Consider the following 12,618-nt stretch of genomic DNA (forward strand, 5'->3'; position numbering starts at 1 on the left):
AGATCAATTCAATGTCGCCATTGAAAATGAACCTTCAAAACTGAACGCAAAACGTCAACCCCGAGCCAAGCTCGGTTCCGAATTTATCCTTAGAAAGGAGGTGATCCAGCCGCACCTTCCGATACGGCTACCTTGTTACGACTTCACCCCAATCATCTGTCCCACCTTCGGCGGCTGGCTCCACAAGGGTTACCTCACCGACTTCGGGTGTTACAAACTCTCGTGGTGTGACGGGCGGTGTGTACAAGGCCCGGGAACGTATTCACCGTGGCATGCTGATCCACGATTACTAGCGATTCCGGCTTCATGCAGGCGAGTTGCAGCCTGCAATCCGAACTGAGAACGGTTTTCTGGGATTGGCTTGCCCTCGCGGGGTTGCAGCCCTTTGTACCGTCCATTGTAGCACGTGTGTAGCCCAGGTCATAAGGGGCATGATGATTTGACGTCATCCCCACCTTCCTCCGGTTTGTCACCGGCAGTCACCTTAGAGTGCCCAACTGAATGCTGGCAACTAAGATCAAGGGTTGCGCTCGTTGCGGGACTTAACCCAACATCTCACGACACGAGCTGACGACAACCATGCACCACCTGTCACCACTGTCCCCGAAGGGAAAAGCGTATCTCTACACCGGTCAGTGGGATGTCAAGACCTGGTAAGGTTCTTCGCGTTGCTTCGAATTAAACCACATGCTCCACCGCTTGTGCGGGCCCCCGTCAATTCCTTTGAGTTTCAGCCTTGCGGCCGTACTCCCCAGGCGGAGTGCTTAATGCGTTAGCTGCAGCACTAAGGGGCGGAAACCCCCTAACACTTAGCACTCATCGTTTACGGCGTGGACTACCAGGGTATCTAATCCTGTTTGCTCCCCACGCTTTCGCGCCTCAGCGTCAGTTACAGACCAGAAAGTCGCCTTCGCCACTGGTGTTCCTCCACATCTCTACGCATTTCACCGCTACACATGGAATTCCACTTTCCTCTTCTGCACTCAAGTTCCCCAGTTTCCAATGACCCTCCACGGTTGAGCCGTGGGCTTTCACATCGGACTTAAGGAACCGCCTGCGCGCGCTTTACGCCCAATAATTCCGGACAACGCTTGCCACCTACGTATTACCGCGGCTGCTGGCACGTAGTTAGCCGTGGCTTTCTGGTGAGGTACCGTCAAGGTACCAGTAGTTACTTGGTACTTGTTCTTCCCTCACAACAGAGTTTTACGATCCGAAAACCTTCGTCACTCACGCGGCGTTGCTCCGTCAGACTTTCGTCCATTGCGGAAGATTCCCTACTGCTGCCTCCCGTAGGAGTCTGGGCCGTGTCTCAGTCCCAGTGTGGCCGATCACCCTCTCAGGTCGGCTACGCATCGTCGCCTTGGTAGGCCATTACCCCACCAACCAGCTAATGCGCCGCGGGCCCATCCTGCAGTGACAGCCGAAACCGTCTTTCCGTACAGCCTCAGGAGAGGCCGCAAACTATTCGGTATTAGCACCGGTTTCCCGGAGTTATCCCGATCTGCAGGGCAGGTTGCCCACGTGTTACTCACCCGTCCGCCGCTAAACAATGGGAGCAAGCTCCCAAAGTTCCGCTCGACTTGCATGTATTAGGCACGCCGCCAGCGTTCGTCCTGAGCCAGGATCAAACTCTCCATTATAGAGTAGTGTTGATTGCTCAATACTGCTGGCGTATCGCCGTCCGAAGACGCACGATTCGCTTTGATCTGCGTGATGCTGATCAGTAAGTTGTAGTCACGAACACCGAGAAGGAAAACAACTTTGCTCTGGTTGCCATAAGGCAAACTTCGCAAAAGCCGTTCTCGCACCGAAGTGCTCGTGACGTCTTTCGTTGACGTTTTGCTGTTCAGTTTTCAAGGTTCAATGTGTTCGTTCTGTAAAAGCAACTTCTCTAATTTAACATTGTCTTCCGAGAGAGTCAAGCTTTTTTATTATTGTAAAAAACTTAATTTCTCTTAGCGACGTGTATTATCATAATACAGATCCACTTAATATGTCAACGGTTAAAGCAAAATAATTTCAAAAATATTACTCGTCTTAATAAATAAGCTGTTAAATCATTATTCTTTAGTGAATTCTAGCAAAAAAAAGCTGTCACTAAAGTCCAAATATCCGACTTTCAGTAACAGCTATCAATTCAATTCAGTTCTTGGCACTTATTTTGTCTCTACATATCTTTGTAATCCCCTTAACTGCTCCAGTCTTCCTAACTTTATCGCTAAGGGAAAAGCGCAACAACGCGCATTTCATTTTTCTATCATTCGAAAGAGCATTCACTTCTCTAAATCACCCTTTATTTTTTTACGTAATAATACCTGTGGAAAATCCCTTCACTCTTGGTCGTTACCCCGTTAATAAAAATCAATTCTTTGTCTACTAAATATTCGATGAACACTTCAAGATCAGAAGAATAGTTTTTCAATTCTTCTTGCTCGTGTAACTCCTGTATCATCCAGCTACTTTGTTTCTCCATAACTTCTCTTATATGAAGAGCACCGTCTTGTGTCCGCGAATGAATATAAAATTCACTCGCTAAAAATAACAATTCTAGCCGTTTATCAATAGGCTCATCACTCGAAATCAATTCTTCGTAGAGTTTGTAGATGGCGGGTTCCATTTGTTTAACTTGCGACCAAACAGTCACTTCTGGAGGCAAACCATTTTCTAGCACTGCCAATCGCGCTAAATGATGTAGCGACTCAACCATATGATTATAGGCATCCATGTAGTTCTTTTCTTCAAAAAACACTTTTCCTTCCATATAACGACGAATGAGTTTTGCAAATTCCATACCCATCTTGATTTTCCGTCCATAGAAAGGATAGTCTTTTAGCTCGGTCTTTAACTTTTCCATGAATTCGTTCCGGTCGTAGATTACGCGACCATAAAACAACCAGTCAACAATTTTTCGATTTGTCCCTAGCAGCAGCCATTTATGTAATTGCTTTTCGGTAACGATGTGCATTGCTGCTTTTTTAGCTAGATACGTATAATGTTTTGTAAATACGGGTGTCTCGTTTTCCTTGGTGATAATTAACAAGATCGAATCGAACGTATCTGTAATCTGACTTAGCTTTTCTCTTTTTTCAACTAAGATCACGCCAAGTGTACTTTCTTGGCTGGCACGTTCTTGATAAATAGGTCGTAGTATTTGTTCCATTTGTTTTCACTCCTTGCTGTCTCTATCGCATTCTGCTATAAAGCTGAACAGAGTCGTTAGTTATAAACTACAGCTTGTTTTCATTTCCCCATCGTCTGCTAGACTTTGCCATTCTCTTTTTCTCAAACCTTACTGTCACTTTCATTGATTCCTACCCTTCTTTATTTCGACATATTTATTACGGATTCCTTCATTTGAAAACCGATATCACTTTTTAAGAACATTTATGATATAGTATGATGGATGCAAGGAGGAAATAAATCATGAAACCTTATAAAAATAAAATCAATCGCATTCGGACGTTTGCGTTAGCGCTAATCTTCATTGGTATCGTCATTATGTATGTCGGCATCTATTTTAGAAATCACCCTATTGTCATGGTGATTTTCATGTTGCTTGGTGTTGTAGCGATTATTGGCAGTACAGGTGTCTATGCTTGGATTGGGTTGCTGTCTATGAAAACCGTACCCGTGGAATGTCCTAACTGTGGAAAACATACAAAAATGCTGGGTCGCGTAGATATTTGCATGCATTGTAACGAGCCATTGACAATGGATCGCTCTCTTGAAGGAAAAGAGTTTGATCAAGACTACAATAAAAAAAGTTCACAGCATTAAAAACAACCAGCGAATGAACATTTCGCTGGTTGTTTTTCACTGCATACAAAAGAGCTTACCGCTAATTGCAATAAGCTCTTTTTACTTTTTAGAAATTTATTGGGCTTTTGCCGTTTCGCTTAAGCAATTCTGGCATGTTCCATAAATTTCGAGACGGTGATAATCCACTTGGAATCCAGTCACGTGAGAAGCTAGATGTTCAACCTCATCAAGTCCGGGATAATGGAAATCAACAATCTTTCCGCAATCATTGCAGATAATATGGTAATGATCATGTGTCACAAAGTCGAAACGGCTTGAAGAATCTCCATAAGTCAGCTCTTTTACCAATCCCGCTTTTCTGAACACCCGTAAATTATTATAAACAGTTGCAACACTCATATTAGGAAACGTTTTTTCAAGCGCGCGATAAATGTCATCCGCTGTTGGGTGTGTTGTCGAGTGAATCATGTACTCCAAAATCGCATGGCGTTGGGGCGTGATTCTTACACCTGTTGACTTCAAAGCATCAAGCGCGTCTTTTAATTGTACTTCAGACATCGCCGTGCACCTCACTTCATAGATATTCTTACATTATAATCGTTATAAACAGTGTACCTAATGAAAGTGCTAGATGTCAAGAAATCACTATATGCCCACCGGTCGCTACGCATCTCTTACTTTATTTTTCATGTAGTCCTTTTTCTTTACGGCCAAGGCGCTGGTTAACTAGGCGTGCTGCAACAAACAAAAAGTCGGATAAGCGATTTAAATACGCCAAAACTAGTGGAGAAACGTCCGTTCCGGTGGATAAAACCGTCCGTTCCGCTCTCCTGACGACGGTCCTAGCCACATGAAGTGTCGCACCGGACGGATGTCCTCCTGGCAAAATAAAGTTAGTAAGTGAAGAAACTTTTGCATCGTAGTGGTCCACCCATTGTTCTAGCTTTGAAATATCTTGTTCTGTTAGTTTCCATTTTACTTGTTTGCCTTTTGGCGTAGCGAGTTCAGCCCCTACATGGAATAAGGTCGTTTGGATTTCATGGAAAACTTCACATAGTGCTTCTTTTTCTTCAAAAAACTCCGTAGTCATATGCCCTACCGATAAACCGATCAAGGAGTTTGCTTCATCACAAGTTCCATATGCTTCAACTATCGCATCATTTTTCGCCACTCGCACTCCATAAACTAACGAAGTAGTCCCGTTATCCCCCGTCTTCGTATAAATTTTCATGCTCAATACCCCTTTTCCATGTCAACCAGATTAGTTGGAACGGTTCTATTGACGAGCCATTTTTTGAGATTCGGTATAAATATATCTAAGGTACGCTCTACATACTTGCTAGATTTACTTGAGATGTGAGGTGACACGACGACATTATCCATTGTCCAGTAAAGATGATCCTCCGGAAGCGGTTCCTGCTCAAAGACATCTAAAACCGCAGAAGCAATCTCTTCTTTTTGCAGTGCATTCAAAAGAACTGCATCAGCGACTAAATCGCCTCTTCCGAAATTCATAAAGATGGCTGTTTTTTTCATTGCTTTGAAATGCTCTTCCTTTAATAGATATTTTGTTTCAGTTGTACTCGGCAAAATTGATATCACATAATCTGCCTGCGATAGTTTTTCAAGAATTGCTTCGAATGAGATCATTTCATCCATATGAGGTGACTGTGTTCCTGAACGGTTGCAACCAATCGTTTTGACACCAAACGCCTGCAGCAATCGACCGATTTCTGAACCAATCGCGCCCGGTCCAAGGATCAACGCTGTCGAATCTTTCAATTCAACAGAACCTACTCTTCTATTCCAATCTTGGTTGCGCTGATTTTGATAAATTAACGGCAACGAGCGCTCGAGAGATAAAAGATGAGCCAGAACAGATTCAGCCATAGGGATTTTGTGAATGCCTTTAACGTTAGACACCGTAATGTCACGATTCTTAATAGCTTGATGAGGCAGTTTTTCGATACCGGCACTAGCTACCATAAGCCACTGCACATTTTTAGCAGCGTCAATATCTTCTGCCGTTAAATCTTCTCCATAAGTGACGATAACGTCTGCAGACGCTAAACGTGTTTTATCTTTATAGAGAAAATAGAACTCAATTTTGGGGAATTCAGCTTTCAACCTCTGTTGTTGATCTTCTTTTGGAACGAATGTAAACAGAATCTCCATAACTCTCTCTCCTTATTGATCGCTAATTGTTTTCAAGGTTTCTAAAACGTCTTGGATATGATTGGGTACTTTAACTTTGCGCCACACGTTAACGATTGTTCCTGTCGGATCGATTAAATAAGTCGCGCGTTCAATGCCCATAAACTTTTTCCCGTACATATTTTTTTCTACCCAAACCCCATACTCTTCTGAAACTTGATGATCTTCGTCGACCAACAATGAAAATGGCAAACCATGTTTTTCGATGAATTTATTGTGGAGATCTTCTGAATCTGCACTGACCCCGAGAATCACAGCGTTGAGTGCTGAAAAATCAGCTTGCGAATCGCGGAAGTCACAAGCTTGCGTTGTACAACCGGGCGTCATATCTTTCGGATAAAAATAAAGAACCACATATTTACTACCAGAAAAATCCTTTAGAGAAACAGTCTCTCCCGCTTCGTTTTTTAACGAAAAGTCTGGTGCTTGCACACCGGTTACTGCTGACATCTTCATCACTCCTTTTCTTTTCCTTATCGTACCGAACCCAAGCGCTAGTTTCAATTTCTTTGGCGTTTATGCACAAGATTGTCTACAATAAAGAATAGACTAACCAATAGGAGGCAATTCACCCAATGAATCATTCAACTTCAGAAAAGCTTCACGCAGAGGCATTACAGCACATTGTGGGTGGCGTCAACAGCCCATCAAGATCCTTTAAAGCAGTAGGTGGCGGATCTCCCGTCGCGATGGAACGTGGCAAAGGCGCTTATTTTTGGGACGTCGATGGCAATAAGTACATAGATTATTTAGCGGCATATGGTCCTATCATCACAGGACATGCACATCCGCACATTACGCAAGCAATTACGCGTGCAGCGGAATCCGGACTGCTTTACGGAACTCCAACGCGCCACGAAATTACGTTTGCTAAAATGTTAAAAGAAGCGATGCCGAACATGGACAGAGTACGTTTCGTTAATAGCGGAACTGAAGCTGTCATGACAACAATTCGCGTTTCACGCGCATACACCGGACGAACAAAGATCATGAAGTTTGCTGGGTGCTATCATGGCCACTCCGACTTAGTACTAGTTGCTGCAGGATCTGGTCCGGCAACACTAGGCACTCCTGATTCAGCAGGTGTTCCAAAATCAATCGCAGAAGAAGTTATCACAATTCCTTTCAATGATATTGAAGCATTTTCAGAAGCCATGGACCGCTGGGGCGAAGAAATAGCTTGTCTTTTAGTCGAACCGATTGTCGGTAATTTCGGAATCGTTGAACCAAAAGAAGGCTACCTGAAAGAAGTTCATCGCATCGCTCACGAAAAAGGTGCGTTAATTGTCTATGACGAAGTCATTACAGCTTTCCGCTTCCACTACGGCGGTGCACAAGACATGCTCGGCTTAGTCCCAGACCTGACAGCACTCGGTAAAATCATCGGTGGCGGACTGCCAATTGGTGCTTATGGTGGAAAAAAAGAAATTATGGAAACGGTCGCTCCTTTAGGTCCCGCCTATCAAGCTGGAACAATGGCTGGAAATCCTGCTTCGATTCAAGCTGGGATTGCTTGTTTAGAAGTACTTGGCGAAGACGGAGTGTATGAAAAAATGGATCAACTGGGTGCACAGCTTGAACAAGGTATTTTGTCAGCTGCTGAAGAATTTGGTGTAACCATTACCGTTAATCGCTTGAAAGGTGCATTAACTATTTACTTTACGGATGTAACAGTGGAAAACTACGAACAAGCTGAAAAATCGGATGGTGAAATTTTTGGTCGCTTTTTTAAATTGATGCTTGCTCAAGGCATTAATCTAGCTCCATCAAAATATGAAGCTTGGTTTTTAACTACTGAACATACAGAAGAAGATGTAGAATTTTCTATCCAAGCAGTACGTGAGGCGTTTAAACAGTTATAATTAATGAAAATCATTTTTTAAGGAAGGAGTCCTTAAGTACATGAAATTAGGCGCACGTATTTTTAAAACTGGCGTGGCCATTTCTATGGCCCTGTATCTGGCCAATTTACTTGGATTGCCTTCCCCTGTTTTCGCAGGAGTGGCAGCGATTTTCGCTATCCAGCCATCTATTTACCGTTCTTACTTAACATTACTCGATCAAATTTATGGAAATTTGATTGGTGCCGCAATAGCGATCGTTTTTGTCCTAACACTTGGCAGTAATTATTTAACCATTGGTATAGCAGCAATATTAGCCATTGTGGTCATGCTGAAGTTGAAGTTAGAAAATACCGTTCCTTTAACATTAGTAACAATCATCATCATCATGGATTCTCATTCTACGAACTTCTTAACTTTTGCGTCGTTAAGAATTTCCACTGTTATGCTTGGAATTATATCTGCCTTTATCGTAAATATGATATTTCTGCCACCTAAATACGAAACCCGTTTGTTTACGTCCATTCATTCCGTTAGTGAAGAAGTGATTCGTTGGATTCGCGTTTCGATCCGTCATGCCTCTGATCATGCCTCTGTTAAAGAAGACATCGATAAATTAACAGAGAAATTAATAAAAGTTGATCAATGGTATTCATTTTATAAAGAAGAACGTAGCTACACCAAGAAGCAGCAATATGCAAAAGCACGAAAATTGGTCCTGTACCGTCAAATGATTGCCACATCGAAAAAGAGCTTAGAAGTTTTAAAACGCTTGAACCGTTTTGAAAATGAACTAATGGAACTTCCTGAGCACTTTCATATGATGGTTCAAGAGCGATTAGAAAGTTTGGCGAGTTATCATGAGCAACTTTACATGAAATATGTTGGTAAATTACGTCCCGAACATAGCGAAGGTTCTGGGACTGATGCCGTCATGAGACGCAATGAAGTCATGACAATTTTTGTGAAAGAAATCAATTTAGCACATGAAGAAAATGAAGGTGAATTTTCGGTTTATCATTTAATGCATGTGCTATCAGCTATTTTAGATTACGAAGAACAACTAGAGCATCTAGACTTACTTATCATCGCTTACTTGAACTATCATTCAGAAGAAGTAGACACAGGTCTTGAAAATGCCATATAAAAAAAGTGTGAGGCAAATTTGCCTCACACTTTTTTTATGATTTCATTCGTGGATCTAGCGCATCACGCAAACCGTCACCCATCAAGTTAAAGCCAAGTACAGTTAGCATAATCGCAACACCCGGGAAAATCATTGTCCAAGGGGCATTCGTTAAATACGAACGTGAGTCTGCCAGCATTTTGCCCCATTCTGGAGAAGGAGCTTGTGCACCTAATCCTAAGAAACCTAGTGCTGCTGCTTCGATAATCGCAGTTGCAATTGCTAATGTTCCTTGAACAATAACAGGTGCCATGGAATTTGGTAAAATATGCGAAATAAGAATACGGTTATCTTTCATACCAATCGCTTTCGCAGACATAATGTATTCATCTTCTTTAATACTTAATACTTTCGAGCGAATCAAACGGCCAAAATTTGGCACGTTAATAATGGCGATGGCGATAAGTGCATTACGTAAAGACGGTCCAAGAACCGAAACAACTGCAATGGCCAATAGAATACTCGGAAACGCTAACATAATATCAAAGATACGTGAAATAATTGTATCTACCCAACGTCCGTAATATCCTGCTAAAATCCCTAAAATACTGCCTACAATGACGGAGCCAATAACTGCTAAAAAGCCAACCCATAACGAAATTCGGGCACCATAGACAACTCGCGATAAAATATCTCTTCCAAAATCGTCCGTCCCCATCCAATGCGCGGAAGAAGGGGGCAGAAGCCGTTGAGACAGATTTTGCTCATTGATGCCTTGCGATGTTAGAAGCGGACCAAAAATTGCTAGCAGGATAAAGAAGATAACAATTCCCATTCCAATAACCGCAACTTTACTTTTACGGAAACCGCGCCAAGCCTCTTTCCAAGGGCCAGCAACTTTTTGCATTTTTACTTGATCTTGTTTGTCTACTGTTTCAGCCATAATACGTCTCCCCCTTCCTAGTCATATTTAATGCGTGGATCAACCAAACCGTAAAGCAGATCGACAAACAGATTAATCATAACGAAAATAAATGCAACGATTAATATACCTGACTGGATAACCGGATAATCACGGAAGCCAATCGCTTCATAAATATAACGTCCGATTCCAGGCCAGCCGAAAATGGTTTCTGTCAAAATAGCACCACCAAGTAGCAATCCCATTTGAAGTCCAATAATTGTCAATACAGGAATAATCGCATTTTTAAGCGCGTGTTTGTAAACTACCCAAAACATCGACAAACCTTTCGACCGAGCTGTTCTGACGTAATCCGAACGCATTACTTCTAGCATGCTCGACCGAGTCATTCTAGCAATAATTGCCATTGGTATCGTCGCTAATGCGGTCCCCGGCAATACAAGATGTTTTAACACAGTCGATAATTGATTAAAATCTCCCGCAAGCAATGTGTCAATGACGTAAAAACCAGTCATAACATCCACAGGATCTCGAACATTTTCACGCCCTGTTGTTGGAAGAATTCCAAGTTCAATTGAGAAGATCCATTGGTTCATTAAACCCAACCAGAAGATTGGCATCGATACTCCGATTAACGCAATAATCATTGCTAAATAATCGAACCATGAATTTTGGAACCAGGCTGAAATAATGCCGGCATTGATTCCGATAATAACGGCAATGATAATAGCAAATAAAGAAAGTTCGATTGTTGCAGCCAAATATGGCCATACTTCATCTACAACAGGCGTTCGTGTACGAAGCGATTCTCCCAAATCACCAGTAACTAATCCTTTTAAATAATCAAAGTACTGAATATACCAAGGATTATCCAACCCCAAATTTGTTCGTAATGCCTTTATTGCTTCTTCGGATGCTTGCTGACCAAGAATAACTTGTGCAGGGTCACCAGGAATGGCACGGATGATCATAAAAACGATAAATGTCATACCGAGTAACACTGGGATCAACTGTAGAAGCCGTCTTCCGATATAGTGAAGCATCTTCTTCACCTCTCCATCTCTAACAATATGCAATATGTATAGCAGTAAAAAAAACGAGAGGAAATCATTCCGACTTCCTCCCTTGAATTGCCTACTCTAAATCTACTCCAGCCAACTTGTCAGAACCTGTTGGATGCGCTTTAAAATCAATTACGTTTTTCCCACCAGCTAATAGCGGTGTGGAGTGTGCAAGTGGAACCCAAGGAGCATCATCATGGATGATTTCTTGAGCTTGCATGTATAATTCATTTCTCTTATCTTCCTCAACTTCTGATTGTGCTTGAATTAAGATATCGTGCAATTCCTGATTTTCATAGTACGTGTAATTGTTAGTACCAACATTGTCTTGGTCAAGTAATGCATACAAGAAGTTATCTGCATCGCCGTTATCGCCAGTCCATCCAAGTAAGAATGCATCAGCTTCTCCGTTTGCAGCTTTCTCTAGATAAGTAGCCCATTCAAATGACACGATTTTAGCAGTTACGCCAACGTCAGCCAAGTTCTTTTGAATCGCCTCAGCTACTTTTTGACCATCCGGCATATATGGACGGGGAACTGGCATTGCATAAAGTTCCATTTCAAATCCATCTGGAAGACCCGCTTCGGCTAATAATTCTTTTGCTTTTTCAGGGCTGTATTCGTAATCTTCAATACTGTCGTTATATCCACTAATAACTGGTGGAATCGGGTTTTTCGCTACTTCTGCACGTCCTTCAAAAAATGCGTCTACAATCGCTTGTTTATCGATTGCATGGTTGATCGCTTGGCGTACTTTTGGATCATCAAATGGTTCACGTGTTACAGTCATTCCAAGGTAGCCAACGTTCATAGATGGGCGTTCATACAATTGAAGATCTGCATTTCCTTCAATTGTTTTACCATCAGACGGTGTAATGCCGTCTGCCAAATCAATTTCACCTGACAGTAAAGCGTTTAAACGAGCTGAGTTATCTGGAATCGCGCGGAATACCACTTGATCTAGTTTCGGCTCGCCATCTACCCAATAATCATCAAATTTTTCGATTGTAATTGTATCATTGCGTTTCCATTCAACAAATTTGAATGGACCAGTTCCGACCGGATTGTCACCGAAAGAATCCCCTGCTTCTTCAAATGCAGTTGGCGATGCAATCGCGAACGGGCTCATTGCTAGGTTTTTAAGGAATGGTGCTTGTGGACGATTTAATGTGAAAACAACTTCATAATCGCCAGTTGCTTCAACAGATTTGATAACATGTCCTTCCTCATCACCATAACCACCGAACATAGAACCGTAATATGGGAATTTCTCGCCGTCACCAGCTGCCCAACGTTCAAAGTTTTTCACAACAGCTTCTGCATTAAAATCAGTGCCATCATGGAATTTAACGCCTTCTTCTAATGTGAACGTATATGACAATCCATCTTCAGAAGGTTCCCATTTAGATGCTAACGCTCCTTCGATTTCTGTGTCCTGTTCACCAAAATTCACTAATGTATCAAAAATGTTTTTTGTAACTTTAAAAGATTCCCCATCTGTTACAGTAATTGGATCAAGTGACACCGAGTCGCCTCCGCGTCCAAAGATCAATTGCTTCTCTTCAGCAGAGCCACCTCCGTCTTCTTTTGAACCTTCATCAGAACTACAGCCATAAAGAGCTGTTGAAACTAACAAAAGCAATAAAAATGTCCACGACAAGAACTTTTTCTTCCCCAAATTAACCCCTCCGT

11 protein-coding genes and 1 rRNA gene are annotated in these 12,618 nt (G+C 42.2%); 3 read left to right on the forward strand and 9 right to left on the reverse strand.

Annotated elements, in window-relative coordinates; all coding sequences use genetic code 11:
• Window positions 1-93: 93 nt before the first annotated feature.
• Both AUO94_RS03880 and AUO94_RS03885 read right to left on the reverse strand, forming a co-directional pair.
• A 16S ribosomal RNA gene (locus AUO94_RS03880) occupies window positions 94-1,643 on the reverse strand.
• A 653-nt stretch (window positions 1,644-2,296) separates the two neighbouring features.
• Window positions 2,297-3,163, reverse strand: coding sequence for a nucleotidyltransferase-like protein (locus AUO94_RS03885; RefSeq protein WP_058385989.1), 867 nt, complete (start codon window positions 3,161-3,163; stop codon window positions 2,297-2,299).
• A gap of 263 nt (window positions 3,164-3,426) precedes the next feature.
• Here AUO94_RS03885 and AUO94_RS03890 point away from each other — a divergent pair, with 263 nt between their 5' ends.
• Window positions 3,427-3,780 carry a YgzB family protein gene (locus AUO94_RS03890; RefSeq protein WP_058385990.1) on the forward strand — a complete coding sequence of 118 codons (354 nt, stop codon included), beginning with the start codon at window positions 3,427-3,429 and terminating at the stop codon, window positions 3,778-3,780.
• A 96-nt stretch (window positions 3,781-3,876) separates the two neighbouring features.
• On the opposite strand, the gene perR is transcribed toward AUO94_RS03890, so the two are convergent.
• From perR to bcp, 4 genes are all read right to left on the reverse strand, one after another.
• On the reverse strand, window positions 3,877-4,320 hold the full coding sequence (gene perR, locus AUO94_RS03895; protein WP_058385991.1) for a peroxide-responsive transcriptional repressor PerR: 444 nt from the start codon (window positions 4,318-4,320) through the stop codon (window positions 3,877-3,879).
• A 121-nt stretch (window positions 4,321-4,441) separates the two neighbouring features.
• Window positions 4,442-4,993, reverse strand: a complete 552-nt coding sequence (locus tag AUO94_RS03900; protein ID WP_058385992.1) for a cob(I)yrinic acid a,c-diamide adenosyltransferase — start codon at window positions 4,991-4,993, stop codon at window positions 4,442-4,444.
• A 2-nt stretch (window positions 4,994-4,995) separates the two neighbouring features.
• Window positions 4,996-5,937 (reverse strand): D-2-hydroxyacid dehydrogenase, encoded by a 942-nt coding sequence (locus tag AUO94_RS03905; RefSeq protein ID WP_058385993.1) that lies wholly within the window; start codon window positions 5,935-5,937, stop codon window positions 4,996-4,998.
• Window positions 5,938-5,949: 12 nt separating this feature from the next.
• Window positions 5,950-6,426, reverse strand: coding sequence for a thioredoxin-dependent thiol peroxidase (bcp, locus tag AUO94_RS03910; protein ID WP_058385994.1), 477 nt, complete (start codon window positions 6,424-6,426; stop codon window positions 5,950-5,952).
• A gap of 125 nt (window positions 6,427-6,551) precedes the next feature.
• On the opposite strand from bcp, the gene AUO94_RS03915 reads away from it, so the two are divergent.
• Window positions 6,552-7,838: a glutamate-1-semialdehyde 2,1-aminomutase gene (locus AUO94_RS03915; protein ID WP_058385995.1), complete on the forward strand. Its 1,287-nt coding sequence runs from the start codon at window positions 6,552-6,554 to the stop codon at window positions 7,836-7,838.
• Window positions 7,839-7,878: 40 nt separating this feature from the next.
• Window positions 7,879-8,964, forward strand: coding sequence for an FUSC family protein (locus AUO94_RS03920; RefSeq protein ID WP_058385996.1), 1,086 nt, complete (start codon window positions 7,879-7,881; stop codon window positions 8,962-8,964).
• A gap of 34 nt (window positions 8,965-8,998) precedes the next feature.
• Here AUO94_RS03920 and nikC read toward each other — a convergent pair whose 3' ends face one another.
• The 3 genes from nikC to AUO94_RS03935 form a co-directional block, all read right to left on the reverse strand.
• Window positions 8,999-9,886 (reverse strand): nickel transporter permease, encoded by an 888-nt coding sequence (gene nikC, locus AUO94_RS03925; protein WP_058385997.1) that lies wholly within the window; start codon window positions 9,884-9,886, stop codon window positions 8,999-9,001.
• Window positions 9,887-9,903: 17 nt separating this feature from the next.
• Complete coding sequence (locus AUO94_RS03930; protein WP_058385998.1) at window positions 9,904-10,908, reverse strand: ABC transporter permease; 1,005 nt, start codon at window positions 10,906-10,908, stop codon at window positions 9,904-9,906.
• Window positions 10,909-10,999: 91 nt separating this feature from the next.
• The gene (locus AUO94_RS03935; protein ID WP_058385999.1) at window positions 11,000-12,604 is read right to left on the reverse strand and encodes an ABC transporter substrate-binding protein; all 1,605 of its coding nucleotides are present in this window, start codon (window positions 12,602-12,604) and stop codon (window positions 11,000-11,002) included.
• Window positions 12,605-12,618 lie beyond the last annotated feature (14 nt).

Source organism: Planococcus kocurii, from assembly GCF_001465835.2.
Classification (GTDB): domain Bacteria; phylum Bacillota; class Bacilli; order Bacillales_A; family Planococcaceae; genus Planococcus; species Planococcus kocurii.